The sequence below is a fragment of the Micromonospora sp. WMMD964 genome (assembly GCF_029581455.1).
In the GTDB taxonomy this organism is placed as follows: Bacteria; Actinomycetota; Actinomycetes; order Mycobacteriales; family Micromonosporaceae; genus Micromonospora.
Map to the genome: position 1 here is coordinate 1,034,707 of NZ_CP120860.1, position 16,260 is coordinate 1,050,966.

Below are 16,260 nucleotides of genomic sequence, written 5' to 3' on the forward strand. Positions count from 1 at the left end.
ACCGGTTCTGTCCACTGACAGAACCTCCCCCGTTCGCCGATACGGCCGGTAAGTTACCGGGCCGGTCGATAAGAAATCGATAAGCGCAGGTGAGCCAGGTCAGCGCGGGGTGTGGTCGTCAGCTTCGACACCCGCCAACTCGGCGAGGCGACGTTCAGCGTCGACGCGCTCCGGCACGCCCATCCGTCGAAAGATCGCCAGGGCTCGTTCCCAGTGCCTCCGGGCCTCCGCCGGGTCCACGCCGGCGAAGTGCTCGGCGAGGCCGGCCAGGGCGCGCCCCTGCTCGTACGGGTGCTCGATCCTGGTCGCCAGCCGCAGCGCCTCCTCGTACAGTTCGGCTGCCTCGCCTCCCCGTTCCTGCGCCAGCAGGGTGCGTCCCAGTTCGTTCAACGCGGCCGCCTCGACGTGCCGCTCGCCGGAGCCGGTCGCCAGCTTCCGGGCCATCTCGTGTTCCTGCTGCGCCTCCGCCAGACGTCCCAGACCTCGGTAGGCGATCCCGAGGTCGTTGCGTACCTCGGCCTCCGCGTACCGGTGACCCGTGCGCTCCCGCAGAGCCAACGAGGCCAGCAGAATCCGGACCGCCTGTAGGAGGTCGCCCATCCGAACCCGCACCCCGCCGATGTGGCTGAGCGCGTTGAGCGTGTGGAAGTCGTCGGAATTCGTCCCGGCCCACCACAGGTGCAGGCGATGTATCCGCAACGCCTCCTCGTAGCGACCGAGAGCCGTGAGCGCCAAGCCGAGATTCGGCAACAGGATGGATCCACCGATTTCCCCGTATGTCTTGTAATCACGCAGACACTCGACGCCGAGTCGCACCGACTCGGAAAGGTGACCGCTCCACCAGTAGACGGCGGCAAGGTTCGCCCGGTATCGGGCGGCGTTCAACACGTCCCGCGAGTTGCGCGACAGGTCGACCGAACGTGTCAGGTGGTCGATCGCGCCCCGCTTGTTGCCGGTGCGGACGTACGCGGACGCCAGGTAGTTGTTCATCAACGCCAGTGCGTCGGCGTCCCCGGTCGCCTCCGCCGCCTTCACCCCGGCGCGGTGGGTCAGGATGATGTCCTCGAAGTATCCGCGGATGTAGCAGAACCGCCAGAGGGCGCGGGCCAACTGCCACGCATGCTGGTAGAACCCCGATTCGAACGCCGAGACGACAATCGTCACCAGGTCCGTACGTTCGGCCTCCATCCAGTCGACCGTCGGCTCCCCGAGGGCCTCGACGAGTTCGAGCCGTCCGGGTGGGTCGTGCCTGACCTGGGTTCTGATGACGCCGGGCTCCAGCAGATCGGCGACCCTCAGCGCCGCCCCCAGCATGAAGTCGAACAGGCGAGCCAGCCCGAGTCGACGGTCGTCCAGGGAGTCGTCGTGGGAGCAGAGTTCGATGGAGTACTGGCGCATGAGGTCATGCAGCCGATACCGGTCGGTTTCCAGGTCCTCCACCAGGTTCCGGTCGACGAGGTCGTCCAGCGCCGCGTGGGCCTGCGCCAAGGTCAGGCCGGTCAGTGCGGCGACTGCGGGCGGCCCGAAACGGTTACCGGGATACAGACCCAGGAACCGGAAGACGCGTTTGGTCGAGTCCGGGAGGGGCTCGTAGGAAGCGGCGAAGGCACCGGTGACGGTGCTCTCCTCCTGCGCCAGATGGTGTAGCACCAGCGGGTCGCCGGCCATCTGTTCGACGAAATCCGCCAACCGCCAGCCGCGCCGATGTGCCAGCCTGGCACCGGCCAGCCGAATCGCCAAGGGCAGGTGTCCGCACCGTCGAACCACCTCAGCGGCGGCCGCCGGCTCTGCTTCGACCCGGTCCCGGCCGATGCTGAGGCTCAGCAGCTCCACACTCTCCTGCGGGCTCAGGAGCGGCAGCGTCCGCGACGGTCCGACCTCCGGGTGGTACAGACGTCGTCGCGAGGTCACCAACACGACGGTGCTCGACTCGGCCGGCAGCAGGGGCATCACCTGCTCGCTACTCGCGGCGTTGTCGAGCACGACCACCGACCTTCGGCGAGCCAGTTCCTGCCGCCACAACTCCACTCGCGCGTCCAGCTCGACCGGGACACGCTCGGCCGGAACACCGAGCTGTCGGAGCAGAACGACGAGGGCGCTCCCAGGCTCCACCTGGCGCTTCTCGCCGTGCCCGCTGAGGTCGATGAACAGCGCGGCGTCCGGGTATCGATCGGACAGCCGACGAGCCAGATGCACGGCGAGGGTGGTCTTACCGCTGCCCGCCATCCCGTCGATGATGTGCACGGCGGGCACCCGCTTCTCGACTCTCCGGGTCTCCGCCAGCAGTCGGGACACCACGTCCTCGCGACCGACGAAGTCGGTGACCGCCCGAGGCAGGTGATCTTTCGGATCGGCATCAGCAGCGCCCGACCGCCCCGGGCCGATCCCGCCGCCCCTTGAGGCGGGGCTCGGGCGCGACGCCGCCGCGACGATGGAGCGGCGCAAATCGTGGAGGTTGCTTCCCGGACCGACCCCCAACTCCGTGCGGAGCCTTGTCCGGATCTCGTCGTACGCGGCCAGCGCCTCCGCGGTGGATCCCCGCTCGAACAGCGCACGCACGAGAAGGAGGTAGGCCGGCTCACGGAGAGGGTGGCGAGCCACCACGTCACGTAGCAGCGGAATCGCCAGGTCGTCCCGGCCTGATCGCAATTGGACGTCGGCCAGGAGCTCCATGGCCAACAGCCGCTCCTCTTCGGCGGCGACGGTTCGGGCGGTGAGGACGGGTCCGAGGGGGATACCGGCGAGCATCGGACCCTGCCAGTGCGCCAGGGCCCGGCTCAGCAGGTCCCTGGCACGATCCAGGTGACCCGCCGCCAGCGCTTCCCTACCCGCGCACCGCTCGAACTCGAAGCAAAAGATGTCAATCAGTTCCGGACGCGCATCGAGTCGATAGCCGTTGCGCTGGCGTGCGACGACCACCTGACCGCCCGGGAAAGCCTCGAAAGTCCGGCGCAGATTGGCCGCATAGGTCCGCACATTAGCTACGGCTGATCGCGGTGGGCTATCAACCCATAACTCGTCGACGAGGTCGTCCATTGGCACCAGTCGGCCGGGCTGCAAGGCGAGCATCGCGAAGATGGCCTGCTGTTTGGGCGTACCGAGGCGCAGCATGCGGGTAGACAGTTGCACCGAAAGACCGCCCAGAACCCGAATCTCCACCGGACCCCTTGTTCAGCCACGAGGTATTCAGTCGATCACGCAACGAAGTCTACGGCCCGGCTCCGGTGACTTGTCGCTCACGGGGTGGAGCGGGTGGCCGCCGGTGATCCCGGGATTACGGTGAGGAGCTTCGCTCGAATGCCTATCCGCAGCCGCACCCTGCCGGCGGCAAGTTGCATCGCCGCCGGCCGAGATGCAAATTCCACCTGCCGTCCGCCCGATCCAGTCGAAGGCTCACACCTTTCCCCGGCCCGCCCAGACACTCGGGGAGCGCCAACTCTGCCCGTGCCGCCCTTGCGCCTTGGCCAAACTCCGGATGAGGTGACTACCGGGAGGAGTCAGACTCAGCGAATAACAGGACCATAATCTCGCCCGATACCGTCTGCAGTCGCGAGGTGTCCAACGAATCCAGAAGAGGCGAGTCCGACCGCACTCCGTTCAGCAATGATGGACAGAACGTCACAAAAATACTCCATCTTGGCTAATGTTGCGCATACCGACATTTATTTCTTCTAAGCTGTCGATCCTTCTCTTAAGCTGCCTTTCGGAGGAAGACCTCCCCTTTGGGGTAGGTCCCGAATAGACACAGCACAGAGAGGGGCATCGCGATGCGCGGCAGCGAGTGGAACTGACCCCTCGACCGGGGACGAGCACAGGCCCCGGACGGTAGGCTACGAGCACGGCAGAGGCAGGCTTCGGGAGTTGCATGACCCTTCCTCAGCGACGAGAGATTGAGACCGATCGGCGGCTACGGCTGCTCGTCGGTCTCGTCGTCGTTGTGGCGACCGTCATCACGGCGACCTCGCTACCGGTCGCAGCGCGCTCGGCGATGTCCGCCACCCCGAACGATGCCGCGATCCTCGTCGCCCTCACCATCGCCATCGCCCTGGGAACCCTGGTCAAAGCGAGGGTGCGGATCCGATCCACCACCCACTCGATCAGCTGGACCGAGGCTGCGATCATCATCGGCCTCGCCCTCGCCCCCGCCCAGTCGGTGGTGCTCTGCACCGCCGTGGGCATCATGTTCGCCTCGCTCCGCCTACCGCCGATCAAGATGGCCTTCAGCGTCGGTAAGAACGTCATCGTGGCCTGGGGTGCCGGCATCACGCTGGCGATGACGGCCTGGACCTGGCCGCCGGAGAACACTGCCGCTCTCGTCGTGCCGGTGGCCGCCTCGTACCTGGTCGCGGCCCTGCTGGACGACCTCCTGGCGATCCCGGTCATCGCGCTGGCCTCCAACACCAGGATCTCGAAGCAGTTCCGGACCAACCTCGACCTTCGACTCGCCGGCTTCGCCGTACGGTTCGTCGTAGCGGTCTGCACGCTGCTGATCCTCGACGCGAACTTCAAGCTCCTGCTGGCTGTCCCACCACTCGTACTCAGCCTGCACCTGGCCTACTCCACGAGAATCCGCTCCAGGACCGAACAGCAGGCGTGGCAGCGGCTCGCCCGCACCACCGACGCGCTCAACGTGGTCGACCTGGACGCCGTCCTCACCACCGCCGTCACCCAGGCCGCCGAGTTGTTCTCCGCCGACGAAGTCGAGATCGAGCTGCGGGACGGCGGTCGCACCGTACGCGGCGGCACCGGCGGCATCACCTTCGACGGCCCGACCGGCACCCCCACCAACGTGGACGGCACAGTCGTCCCCACGCCGCTGGAAGGCCACGACCGGACCGTCGACGTCGGCGTCCTCCGGCTGCGCTTCCGCGGCCCGGTGCAGCTCTCCGAGCGCGAGCAGTACACCCTGCGCACCTTCGCCTCCGCCCTCTGCACCGCCGTGCGCAACGCCCTGGCGTACGCCGAACTCGCCCGGGTGGCCGACGAACACGCCTACGCCGCCGCCCACGACGCGCTGACCGACCTGGCCAACCGCCGCCAACTCCTCGACGAGGGCACCGAGCAGTTGAGCTGCCGCCACGCCGACGGCGTGACCGCCCTGGTGCTGATCGACCTCAACCACTTCAAGGAGGTCAACGACACACTCGGGCACGCCGCCGGTGACCAGGTGCTGGTGCAGGTAGCCGACCGGTTGCGGGGCGCGGCCCAGTCGAGTGACCTGGTGGCCCGCCTCGGCGGCGACGAGTTCGCCGTACTCCTGCGTGGTCTACCGGCCCCGGCGGTGGCCGCGCACCGCGCCGAGACGCTGCTCGCCGCCCTGCACGAGCCCTTCGAGTTGGACGGCATGCGGATCAGCGTGGAGGCCAGCGGCGGGATCTCGGTCGCGCCGTCCAGTGGTGGCATGGCCGAGCTGCTGCGCCGCGCCGACGTCGCCATGTACCAGGCCAAGCGGGCTGGGCAGAGAATCGCCACGTACGCCCCGACGCGGGACACCGCCGACCTGGGCCGCCTCACCCTCGGCGGCGACCTGCCACGTGCGGTGGCCGACCACGAGTTCGTCGTCAACTTCCAACCGATCGTCGACCTGGGCACCGGCGAGGTGACCAGCGCCGAGGCGCTGGCCCGCTGGCACCACCCCACCCACGGCATGATCGACCCGCTGCGCTTCCTGGAGGCCGTCGAACGTTCCGGCCTGCTGCCGGCCTTCGCCGAGGCGATCCTCGACCAGGCATTGATCGCCGCGGCCAGCTGGCGGGACGCCGGCTTCGACGTGCCGGTCGCGGTCAACGTGTCCCCACGCAGCCTGCTCGACGCGCGGTTCCCCGGCTCGGTGCTGGCCCGTCTGCGCGCCCACGACCTACCACCGGACCGACTGGTGCTGGAGCTGACCGAGACGCTGACGCTCAGCCAACTCGACGTGGTCGACCGGGTGCTCAGCCGGCTCCGCGACGAGGGGGTCCGGCTGGCGCTCGACGACTTCGGCACCGGCTACTCGTCGCTCTCCCTGCTCTCCCGAATCCCGGTCCACGAGCTGAAGATCGACCGTAGCTTCGTGACGACGATGGACAGCTCCGCGGAGGCTGCCGCCGTCATCCGCTCCACCCTCGACCTGGGCCGCAGCCTCGACCTCGACGTGGTGGCCGAGGGGGTGGAGAGCGAGCCGCAACGGCGGGCGCTCTGGGAGTTGGGCTGCGTCGCCGGTCAGGGGCACCTCTTCGCCCGGCCGATGCCGGCCGGCACCCTGCTCGCGGCGATGCAACGCGGCTCGGGCGGCCGACCCGGCACCCTGGCCGCACCTCTGCACGACGCCGGCGCGGTGATCAGGTTGAGCCAGAACCGCCGCCAGACCGGCCGGTCGCGCACCGACCGCCTCCCGCACCTGCCCGCCTGACCAGGCATCGGCCCGCTGCCGAAACGAGCCGGTCTGCCAGACTTGCGCCGTGATCGCCGACGCCCCGACCACCCGCCGCCGTCGCCGACACTGGCGGACGGTCGACACCGCCGCCGGCGGGCTCGCCCTCGACCTCGGCCTCTACGCCGCCTCGACGATCTTCGCCGCGATCACCGCGGTCACGTCGACCCTGCTGCCGCACCGGGCCTGGGGCGCTGTCGCCGCCGTCGGCTACCTGGTCGCGACGCTCGTGGTGACCGCCCAACTGCTGCTACGCCGACGCTCACCGACATCGCCGCTGGTCGGGCTGCCGGCCCGCTGGGCGGTAACCGCCCTCGCCTGGGCGGGCACCGCACTACTGCCGCTGCTCTGGCAGAGCGTCGAGCGGGCCGGCGGGCGCACCGACCGCGCCCAGGAGGAGGTGCTGGTCGTGGAACACGCCGGCACCCGACTCCTGGAACACGGCACCCCGTACCTCGGGCCGGACGCGATCGCCGCCCTGCCACCCGGCGAGCAACTGATGGGCTACACCCCGTACCAGCCCGGCATGGCGATGTTCGGCCTACCCAGAGCACTCGCCGACACCTGGTGGACCGACTCCCGGGTCTGGTTCGCGGTGGGCACCGCACTGGCCCTCGCCCTCGCCGTGACCGCCCTGCGCCGAACGACCACCGACACCGACCAGGCCGACACCGCTCACCGCCGGAACGCCGCACTGCTGCGCGGCGTCCAGGCCGCCACCGTCCTGCCGATCTGTGCCCTCACCCTCGCCACCGGCGGCGACGACCTGCCCGTACTCGCGCTCTGCCTGCTGGCCCTCGCGCTCGCCGCCGCCGACCGACCCGGCCGGGCCGGCCTCGCGGTCGGGCTGGCCGGCGCGCTGAAACTGTTCGCCTGGCCGGTCGCCCTGGTCCTGATCGTCTGGGGTCTGACCCGACGCGCCGGCGCGCGGGTCGCCGCCGGTGCGATCGGCCTGCCGGTCGCCGCCCTCCTGCCCGCGATGCTCGTCGACCGCGACGCGCTGACCGAGAACGTGCTGCGCTTCCCCCTCGGCCACGGCCTGGTCACCAGCCCCGCACAATCCCCGTTCCCCGGCTACCTGATCGCCACCGGGCTGCCCGCCGGTCGGCTGATCGCCGCCGCGCTGCTGGTCGCAGCGGGCATCGCCATCGCCGTCCGACTCGCCCGCCGCCCGCCCCGCACGGCAGTCGCCACCGCCGCCATCTGCGGATACGGACTACTCGCCGCCATCGCACTGATGCCCTCGACCCGCTTCGGCTACCTGCTGTACCCGCTCGCCCTGCTCACCTGGGCACCTGCCCTGCACCGCACCGCCGACACGGCGCCGACCACGGTTCCCGGCCACGTGTCCGGTCGGGCCACTTCCGCGTAACCGCCCCGCACAGGACCGCCTCAGGGCGTACACCTGAAGGCATGACCACCTACCGCGACCGGGCCGACGCCGGCCGGGTGCTCTCCGACCGGCTCACCGCACTCGTCGGCGAACCCGACGTCGTCGTCCTCGGCCTCGTGCGCGGCGGCGTACCGGTCGCCCAGGTCGTCGCCGAACGGCTCGGCGCACCACTGGACGTGCTGGTCGTCCGCAAACTCGGCATGCCGTGGGCCCGGGAGGTCGCCTTCGGCGCGCTCGGTCCGGGCGGTGTCCAGGTGCTCAACGACGCGGTGGCCAGCCGCCTCAGCAGCGACGACATCGCCGAGGTCAGCCAACGGGAGCAGGCTGAACTGGAGCGCCGCGAACGGCTCTACCGGGGCGGTCGCGCACCACTGGACCTCACCCGACGGACCGCGGTGATCGTCGACGACGGTCTCGCCACCGGAGCCACCGCCCGCGCCGCCGTGGAGGTCGCCCGTCAACTCGGGGCGAACCGGGTCGTGGTCGCGGTCCCGGTCGGCGCACAGGAGGCCTACGAACTGCTCGCCGCCGAAGCGGACCAGGTCATCTGCGCCCAACGCCCACCGGACTTCGGCGCGGTGAGCGTCTACTACGACGACTTCCACGAAGTGTCCGACGAAGAAGTCACCGAGGCGCTCACAGCAACTGCATAGGTCCAGCAGGTACCGTCGGGCGATGAGTAGTCTCACCTGTCCCAAGTGTCGTGGAGAAATGCGCCAGTACGAGCGCAGCGGAGTCGTCATCGACCAGTGCGGGGAGTGCCGAGGCATCTTCCTGGACCGCGGCGAGCTGGAGAAGCTCTTCGAGGCGGAGGCCAACTGGAGCCGCCAACAGAGCGGTGGCGCACCCGCCCAGCAGCCGGCCGGCTACCCGCCCCCGCCGCCCCCGGCCCCCCACCAGCCCGGCTACGGTGCCGTCCCGCCGCCGCCCCCGCCCGCACACGGCTACCCGCCGGCGCCGGCGTACGGCCACCAGCAGCAGCACCACGGCTACCACGGCCACTACCGGCAGAAGAAGCGCAAGGGCTTCCTCGACGAGATGTTCGGCTGATCCCACCGCCGACAGCGCGCCCGGGTCGATCCACGCGTCGACCCGGGCACAACGCCGTGGTGCGCTCCTCACGCCGCGTCCCCGGCCACCCCGTCGATGATTGGTGGGCGGAATCCGTCGTGCCAGGCTGGTTCGCATGACCGTGATCCGAGCCGACGAGGCACTGGCCCAGGCGTACACCGGGATCAGCGCGGCGGTCGACGGCCTGGACGACGCCGGCCTGCAACGATCCACCCGCTGCCACGGCTGGCTCGTCGCGGACCTGCTCCTACACGTGCTCGGCGACGCCCAACGCGCGCTCGTCGCACTGGCCAGCCCCGCGGAGGGCCCCGCCGACGTCGACGACGTGAGCTACTGGCGTGACTTCCCCGGCGGTGGCGACGAAGCCACCCGGCACGCCTGGTGGGTCCGACGCTCGGCCGGCGCCTTCGACAGCCCGACCGGAATCGTCCGGCTCTGGCGAGAAACCGCACCGGCTGCGGTCCGCGCCGCCGCGTCGACCGACCCCGAGGGGTACGTGACCACGCAGGGGCACGTGCTGCGCGTACCGGATTTCCTCGCCACCCTGACGACCGAGGCTGTCGTCCACCACCTGGACCTGATCGTGGACCTGCCCGGCGCGCCGCCCCCGGGTCCACTGGCGACACGCGTCGCGGTGACCACCATGGACGGCCTGCTCAGCGACGACACCGTATGCCCCACCGCCTGGAGCGACCACGATTTCCTCCTGAAGGCCACCGGGCGCGTGCCGCTCACCGACGGGGACCGGCTGGAGTTGGGCGAGTCGGCGGGCTGGTTCCCACTGCTCGGCTGACCTGGGGTGTGTCTCTCAGCCGATGGCCATGTCCACGAAACGCGACAGGTGCAGCTGGGCGGCGACGGTCACCGTGTCGGTGGGGCCATTCCGATGCTTGGCGACGATGAAATCCGCCTCCCCGGCCCGCGGCGACTCCTTGTCGTAGTAGTCGTCGCGGTGCAGAAGGATGACAACGTCAGCATCTTGCTCGATCGAGTTGTGCGTGGCGATGCCGTTGGCGATGAAGTTGTGCTTACCGAGGACGGTCGCGTCGAACACTTCCTGCTCGCCGATCGACTCGATAGACACGACCGAGTCCCAGAAGATGTCGTTGGTCGCGTGCAGGTCCAGGTCAGCCGCGTCAAGGACGGTGGCGATCGCCGCCAGTCGGGAGCGACTGGGCGCACGCTTCCAGAGAGTACTTCCACAGAACTGGGTGCCAATGGCCTTCGCAAACTCACGGTGAGTCATGCCCTGCTCGACCAGAATCTCCTTGACCCTGGTCCATACCTCGCGCGGCACTGTGTCGACATTGGTGTTGCTCTCCGTCGTTTCCAACGCGGCAAGTAGAGCGGCGCAGCCGTCCGACCGCTGCCCGTACACGCCGACTTCGCGCAGGAACCTCAACTGGTCGTCCCGGCCGGAGATGTCGAGCGTGTACTGAGGACGGTGCCCCGAAACTGGCACCACCTTCAGTCGGGCCGTGATGCCGTACCTCAGAAGGAGTCGGGAGATGTCTTCGAGCATTCGCCGGCTCGTGGACGAGAAGTAGACGCGCCCGCCGCGGCCTGAGCTGTTGACGGTCACCGAACCATCGGTGGCCCACAGGTGCCGCAGGAAGGAGGTGATCTGCTCCTTGGGCAGGCTGAAGACGGCCGGAGGGAGAAACTTCTCGTGCGATCTCAAACCGAAGAGGCCGAGGTCGTCCAGCCAGGCGGCGATCGGGTTGCGCCGACCGCGAGCCAGGCGATAGGGCGCTGGCAGCCGCAGGGTCGTCACCCGAGCAGCCGCATAATCGTCACGGACGGCCGAAATCCCAAAATGCTTCGCCGCGTCGGACACGGCCTGAAGGTTCAGCTCGTCACAGCTCGCGTACCGGATGGGCTGACGTCGCACGAAGGATCCGTCGCCCAACAGGTGCGCCAACATCACCACCTCCGCGTCGGCCCACGGGCGGGTCATCATCGGCGGCGGTAGGTGACGTGGCGTGGCGATGCGATCTCCCGGCGACAGTTCACCGAGTGGCACCCACCCCGTGAAGGCCAGGAAGGGGTGGTTCGCCGTGGCGTCGATCTGCTTGCCCGACGCAAGGGTCAGCCGAAACACTTCGCGAGTGCCGCTGGGGAAGACATGGGTCATGGTGCGGGGTGTGTAGCGAAGGCTCTCGTCCAACGCCCAGACGGGAATGTCCTTGGTGTTGTTGGACAACAATTCACCTAGTGTGATCTCGGTGTTGTCATCGGCCCGAATCACTCGGCTCTCCGCCGTAAGGCAGCCGGATTCCCGCAAATCGGACAGTTGGGGTCGCTTGTCGGTGCGCTGCTCCGGGCCACGGTTCAGCTGACTGACCGCGATGACCGGGCACTCGACCTCCTTGGCCAGCAGCTTGAGGCCACGGGAGAGGTCCGCGACCTCCTGCTGACGACTCTCGGTGCGCTTCGGTGAGGTCATCAGCTGGAGATAGTCGACCACGATCATCTTGAGGTCGTGCCGCTGCTTGAGCCGCCGCGCCTTCGCCCGGATCTCCATGAGGTTCATGCTCGGCGTGTCGTCCACGAAGAGCGGCGCCTCGCTGATCTCGCCCATGCAACGGGCCAGCTTCGTCCAGTCGTCGTCGGAGAGCTGCCCGCTGCGCAGCACGTGCAGCGGCACCCGCGCCTCGGCCGAGAGGAGTCGCATGACGATCTCGACCTTGCTCATCTCCAGCGAGAAGATGGCCGCCGCCTGGTTTGCCCGAATCGCAGCGTTTCGAGCGAAATCCATGCTTGCTGTAGATTTGCCCAAACCAGGTCTACCAGCGACGATAACAAGCTGCCCGGCGTGCAGGCCGTTGAGCAGTCGGTCCAGGTCGCTGAAACCGGTCGGCACACCGGTCATCACACCGCCCTGCGCACCCACCGCCTCGATCTCGTCCAGCGTCGGCTGCAACATGTCGGCCAGGACCGCGAAGTCCTCGCTGACCCGGCGTTCGGTGACGTCGTAGACCGCCTGCTGGGCGAGGTCCACGATGTCGTCCACGTCGCGGCTGCCGCCGCTCGCGGTGCCGTAGCCCAGCTGCACGATCTTGGTGCCGGCCTCGACCAGCCGGCGCAGCACCGCCCGTTCGCTGACGATCCGCGCGTAGTAGGCGGCGTTCGCGGCGGTCGGCACGCTGGCGATGAGCGTGTGCAGGTACGGCGCGCCGCCGATGCGGGCCAGGTCACCGGAGTCGGTCAGGGCGGCGGCCACGGTGATCGGGTCGGCGGGCTCACCCCGACCGTAGATGTCCAGGATGGTGTCGAAGATGGTGGCGTGGACCGGCCGGTAGAAGTCGTTGGTCTTGAGGATCTCGACGACGTCGGCGATGGCGTCCTTGGAGAGCAGCATGCCGCCGAGAACGCACTGCTCGGCTGCCACGTCCTGCGGCGGGGTCTTGTCGAACTGGCCGTCCCGCTGGGCTGGTGGTTGACCTCCGCCGGAGCGTGACTCTGCCCGCATGTCGTCGGTAACCGACACGGGTCCCCCCTCCACTGCGCCGAACCCGATCCCAGCTCTACCGCTGGGGTATGACGCTTCTCGTCCGACCGGGCCGGCCGATCGGGGGCCATCGGGCCGGCGGTCGAGGGCCAACCATACGGACCCCGAGGTCAGAGACTCAACAACGCCGGTGGACGAGCCTCGGGACAACCTGTGGATGTCGGTGGACAGCATGTGCGCGGCGTGTGCACAGCCTGTGGATAAGTGTTGGGGAATTCTTCGTCATAGCTTTCTGACCTGCGGAAACATGCTCCCCAGCCTGTGGAGGAAGATATTTCGGTCGGCTCTGTGACACGATCGTCCCGTACTATCTCCAGCGAACGGCTACACCTGGACAGCGGATTCCGTTTTGGGTTCAGAAGGGTCACACTCCGGCCGTGAGTTACCGGGACTGGGGACGCGGGGATGGCAGCCCGCGCGAGCGCCCGCCGACCGCCTCGTGGAGTGAGCGCGCGGCGTCCCTTCCGGTTGACCCGTACGACGAGGAAGGGCGCTACCGCACGTCCAGTCGGCGGCGCGCGTTGGACCGTGGCCAGGACGAGCCCGTCGACGCATACCTGCCCCGGTGGGCCCTTGAGTCGGGTGTCCGGCACGCGGACGGCGGCGGACGCCACGCGGCACCGGACGAGGACGACCGCGAGACACCCACGTCCGGTGCGGGCCGACGGTCGGCCGAGGCGTCGAACAGCCGGCGGCGGCGCGGCACCGAGACGGGTTGGCGCGAGCAGCCGGCGATCGGTGCCGCGCCCGACTCGGACCACACTCGGGAGTGGACCCTCGACCGCCCGCAGGAGCAGGGGTACGCGGGCCGTCGTCGCGCCGACGCCGAGGAGGACGAGCCGATCTCCGGTGCGGCCCGGGAACGCCGCCCTCGTCGGGCGTCCACTGGCCGTCCCCAGGTGATCTGGTCGGGCGGGGATGTGGAGTCCACCCCGAGCGAGCCGGCACCCGAGCCGGAGGTGAAGCGCCCCACCCGGCGGAGCCGCCGTGCGGCCGAGGAGTCCTGGACCCGTCCGGCGGCCGACCCGTGGGCTCGCGGGGTGGACCGGCCGGCTGAGCCCGAGCCGTCCTATCCGCCTGCGGTGGATCCGTGGGACGCCTCGGGCGTGCACGCGTGGCCGTCGGCGTCCGGTACGGATCTGAGTGAGCAGTGGTCGGCGGTGGAGAGCGTCGGTGGCTGGGAGCGGTCCGACCGCACCGGTCAGTGGGAGCGGTCCGCGATCGAGGACGACCAGTGGGACCAGACGCTGGCGCCGCGTTCCGACCGGTCCGTGGCCGCTGAGGGTTGGCCGGCACGGGACGAGGGGTTCTGGCCCGGTACCCGGCTGGCCGATGACGATCCGCGGTGGATGGATCCGACGACGTCGGCACCCCGGTCACCGGTGGTGGGCTACACGGCTCCGCGACCACGCAGTGCGCCGGTGCCGAGCGGTGGGGCGCCACGACGTCGGGCGGATCGCCCTCCGGTCGGGGCGGCGTCGGTGCGTCGGCGGGTCGAGTCGGCGGCCTCCGGTGCGTTCTCTCGACGCCTCGAGGACGACCTGCTGGACCCGGATCCGGGCGGTTCGGTCCGGCCGTTGCTGTACACGGCGGCCTGTTACCTGGTGCCCGCGATGCTGATCTTCGTGTGGCTGTTGACGTTGGACGGTCAGGCACCGGCCGGTTGTGTGACCGATATCAGCGGGGGCGGCTGCGACTCGGCCCGGTCGCGTGCGTTGGAGTCGCTCCTTGCCGGGTCGCCGCGCTTCGGTTTGGCGTTGGTGAGCAGTCTGGTGGTGGCGGCTCTGCTGCGTCGGGTGGGCACGACGTGGCGCTCGGCGACCATCGCCGTCGCCGCCGCGGTGGTGGGCGGCGGCCTGTCCACGGTGCTGATCAGCGCGGTGACCGGCCAGCCGATCGGGTGACGGTCCAGCGGGTGGCGCGGCACGGCTCGGCTGCCCGCTCCCTGACAGGGTCGGTTGACGACGGTACGCACGAGGGCCCGCACCGATCGCTCGGTGCGGGCCCTCGTGGTGGTGTTGCGGACGTCAGCCCTGAACGACGTTCAGGTTGAACGACGCGGTCACCTCAGGGTGCAGCTTGATCTTCACCGGGTAGGTGCCGGTCGACTTGATGTGACCGGGCACCTCCAGCCGACGCCGGTCGAGGACCGGGCCGCTGGCCGCCTTGACGGCGTCCACGATCTCGGCCGGGGTGACCGAGCCGAAGAGCCGTCCGCCGTCGCCGGCGCGGACCTTCAGGTTGACCTTGAGACCCTCGAGCTGAGCCTTGACCTCGTTGGCGTGGTCGAGGTCGCGGATCTCACGGGCCGAACGGGCCCGCTTGATGACCGTGACCTGCTTTTCCGCGCCCTTGGTCCAGGCGATCGCGAAGCCCTGCGGCAGCAGGTAGTTACGGCCGTAGCCGTTCTTGACCTCGACGATGTCGCCCGGGGCACCGAGGCCGGACACTTCCTGAGTCAGGATGATCTTCATATCGGTGCCTCCTCTCAGCGGGTGGTGGCCGTGTACGGCAGGAGCGCCATCTCACGGGCGTTCTTGACCGCACGGGCGATCTGCCGCTGCTGCTGCGAGGTCACGCCGGTCACCCGCCGAGCGCGGATCTTGCCGCGGTCGGAGATGAACTTGCGCAGCAGCGCGGTGTCCTTGTAATCGATGTAGGTGATCCCGTCCTTGTCGAGCGGGTTCACCTTCTTCTTCGGCTTGCGAAGTGCCGCAGCCTTGGCCATTGCACGTGCTCCTGGTTTGCGATCGCGGGCGCTCGGCGCCATTAGAACGGAGGCTCCTCGTCGAAGTTGCCGCCCGATCCAGCACGCGCGGGAGAGGGAGCAGCCGAAGCCCAGGGGTCGTCGAAGTTGCCTCCGCCGCCACCCTGGTTGCCACCGCCACCGCCGCCGAAGCCGCCGCCACCGCCGCCGGAGCGGGACATCTTCTGCACCTTCGCCGTGGCGTAGCGCAGCGATGGGCCGATCTCGTCGACCTCAAGCTCGATGACGGTGCGCTTCTCACCCTCGCGGGTCTCGTACGACCGCTGACGCAGCCGGCCCGACACGATCACCCGGGCGCCACGCTGCAGCGACTCGGCGACGTGCTCGGCGGCCTGCCGCCACACGGTGCATGCGAGGAACAGCGGCTCGCCGTCCTTCCATTCGTTCGTCGCCTTGTCCATGAAACGGGGCGTCGAAGCGACTCGGAACTTGGCGACCGCAGCCCCGGAGGGGGTGAACCGCAACTCGGGGTCATCGGTCAGATTGCCGATGACCGTGATGGTGGTGTCTCCTGCCATGACCATCTCCTCGCGCACTCAGCGTCTCGTCGTACAGGCTCGCAGAGCCGTACGACAGAGTCGCGGAGGCTGATCCGGGCGAACCGGGTTGAATGCTTAGCGCATCTCCGGCCGGATGACCTTGGTGCGCAGCACGGACTCGTTGAGCCGGAGCTGACGGTCCAGCTCGGCCACGGCAGCAGGCGTGGCCTGCAGGTCGACGACGGCGTAGATGCCCTCGGCCTTTTTGTTGATCTCGTACGCGAGGCGCCGGCGGCCCCACACGTCCGTCTTCTCAACCGAGCCACCCGCGGTCCGAATCACGTTCAGGTACGTGTCGAGCGACGGGGCGACGGTGCGTTCCTCGAGGCTGGGATCGAGGATCACCATGATCTCGTAATGACGCAAGACGTGCTCACCTCCTGTGGGCTATGCGGCCACGGTCCTTCCGTGGCAGGAGGTCGTGCGTCGCTGCCCGCACGCGCCGGGGGAACCCGACCGGACGCGGACAACCTGACCAGGATAGCCGGTCCGGACGATCATGCCCGGAGTGGTGGGCACTAGCTCTGCCGTGTCGACGGGGGCCCACCTTCCGACCGTCAACCGGTC

At 69.2% G+C, this 16,260-nt stretch carries 13 protein-coding genes; 7 read left to right on the plus strand and 6 right to left on the minus strand.

Annotated elements, in window-relative coordinates; translation table 11 throughout:
- Positions 1-99: 99 nt before the first annotated feature.
- Positions 100-2,868 (minus strand): BTAD domain-containing putative transcriptional regulator, encoded by a 2,769-nt coding sequence (locus O7616_RS04920; protein ID WP_282307535.1) that lies wholly within the window; start codon positions 2,866-2,868, stop codon positions 100-102.
- Between O7616_RS04920 and O7616_RS04925 the strand changes: the two genes are divergently transcribed.
- From O7616_RS04925 to O7616_RS04950, 6 genes are all read left to right on the plus strand, one after another.
- On the plus strand, positions 2,803-2,991 hold the full coding sequence (locus tag O7616_RS04925; RefSeq protein WP_282307817.1) for a hypothetical protein: 189 nt from the start codon (positions 2,803-2,805) through the stop codon (positions 2,989-2,991). The two genes, O7616_RS04920 and O7616_RS04925, sit on opposite strands and share 66 nt — an antisense overlap.
- Before the next feature lie 874 nt (positions 2,992-3,865).
- Complete coding sequence (locus tag O7616_RS04930; protein WP_282263578.1) at positions 3,866-6,391, plus strand: bifunctional diguanylate cyclase/phosphodiesterase; 2,526 nt, start codon at positions 3,866-3,868, stop codon at positions 6,389-6,391.
- A 49-nt stretch (positions 6,392-6,440) separates the two neighbouring features.
- Entirely contained in the window at positions 6,441-7,784 is a 1,344-nt protein-coding gene (locus O7616_RS04935; RefSeq protein WP_282305788.1) for a glycosyltransferase 87 family protein, read from the plus strand.
- Between the two features lie 41 nt (positions 7,785-7,825).
- The gene (locus tag O7616_RS04940; RefSeq protein WP_282263576.1) at positions 7,826-8,458 is read left to right on the plus strand and encodes a phosphoribosyltransferase; all 633 of its coding nucleotides are present in this window, start codon (positions 7,826-7,828) and stop codon (positions 8,456-8,458) included.
- 22 nt (positions 8,459-8,480) lie between these two features.
- Positions 8,481-8,855, plus strand: coding sequence for a zf-TFIIB domain-containing protein (locus tag O7616_RS04945; RefSeq protein WP_282263575.1), 375 nt, complete (start codon positions 8,481-8,483; stop codon positions 8,853-8,855).
- A 136-nt stretch (positions 8,856-8,991) separates the two neighbouring features.
- Positions 8,992-9,669 (plus strand): maleylpyruvate isomerase N-terminal domain-containing protein, encoded by a 678-nt coding sequence (locus tag O7616_RS04950; protein WP_282305789.1) that lies wholly within the window; start codon positions 8,992-8,994, stop codon positions 9,667-9,669.
- A 15-nt stretch (positions 9,670-9,684) separates the two neighbouring features.
- On the opposite strand, the gene O7616_RS04955 is transcribed toward O7616_RS04950, so the two are convergent.
- Positions 9,685-12,381, minus strand: a complete 2,697-nt coding sequence (locus O7616_RS04955) for a replicative DNA helicase (RefSeq protein ID WP_282307536.1) — start codon at positions 12,379-12,381, stop codon at positions 9,685-9,687.
- Between the two features lie 383 nt (positions 12,382-12,764).
- Here O7616_RS04955 and O7616_RS04960 point away from each other — a divergent pair, with 383 nt between their 5' ends.
- Entirely contained in the window at positions 12,765-14,291 is a 1,527-nt protein-coding gene (locus tag O7616_RS04960; protein WP_282305790.1) for a hypothetical protein, read from the plus strand.
- A gap of 123 nt (positions 14,292-14,414) precedes the next feature.
- On the opposite strand, the gene rplI is transcribed toward O7616_RS04960, so the two are convergent.
- From rplI to rpsF, 4 genes are all read right to left on the minus strand, one after another.
- Positions 14,415-14,861, minus strand: coding sequence for a 50S ribosomal protein L9 (rplI, locus tag O7616_RS04965; protein WP_030331806.1), 447 nt, complete (start codon positions 14,859-14,861; stop codon positions 14,415-14,417).
- Positions 14,862-14,875: 14 nt separating this feature from the next.
- Positions 14,876-15,115, minus strand: a complete 240-nt coding sequence (gene rpsR, locus O7616_RS04970) for a 30S ribosomal protein S18 (RefSeq protein WP_013289355.1) — start codon at positions 15,113-15,115, stop codon at positions 14,876-14,878.
- 41 nt (positions 15,116-15,156) lie between these two features.
- Complete coding sequence (locus tag O7616_RS04975; protein ID WP_278136685.1) at positions 15,157-15,690, minus strand: single-stranded DNA-binding protein; 534 nt, start codon at positions 15,688-15,690, stop codon at positions 15,157-15,159.
- 78 nt (positions 15,691-15,768) lie between these two features.
- Positions 15,769-16,059: a 30S ribosomal protein S6 gene (rpsF, locus tag O7616_RS04980; RefSeq protein WP_007073791.1), complete on the minus strand. Its 291-nt coding sequence runs from the start codon at positions 16,057-16,059 to the stop codon at positions 15,769-15,771.
- Positions 16,060-16,260 lie beyond the last annotated feature (201 nt).

Excerpts from the sequence above, each read along its gene's own strand:
- rplI (WP_030331806.1), bottom strand. The coding sequence starts at position 14,861 with ATGAAGATCATCCTGACTCAGGAAGTGTCCGGCCTCGGTGCCCCGGGC.
- O7616_RS04950 (WP_282305789.1), top strand. The coding sequence starts at position 8,992 with ATGACCGTGATCCGAGCCGACGAGGCACTGGCCCAGGCGTACACCGGG.
- rpsR (WP_013289355.1), bottom strand. The coding sequence starts at position 15,115 with ATGGCCAAGGCTGCGGCACTTCGCAAGCCGAAGAAGAAGGTGAACCCG.
- O7616_RS04945 (WP_282263575.1), top strand. The coding sequence starts at position 8,481 with ATGAGTAGTCTCACCTGTCCCAAGTGTCGTGGAGAAATGCGCCAGTAC.
- O7616_RS04940 (WP_282263576.1), top strand. The coding sequence starts at position 7,826 with ATGACCACCTACCGCGACCGGGCCGACGCCGGCCGGGTGCTCTCCGAC.
- O7616_RS04930 (WP_282263578.1), top strand. The coding sequence starts at position 3,866 with ATGACCCTTCCTCAGCGACGAGAGATTGAGACCGATCGGCGGCTACGG.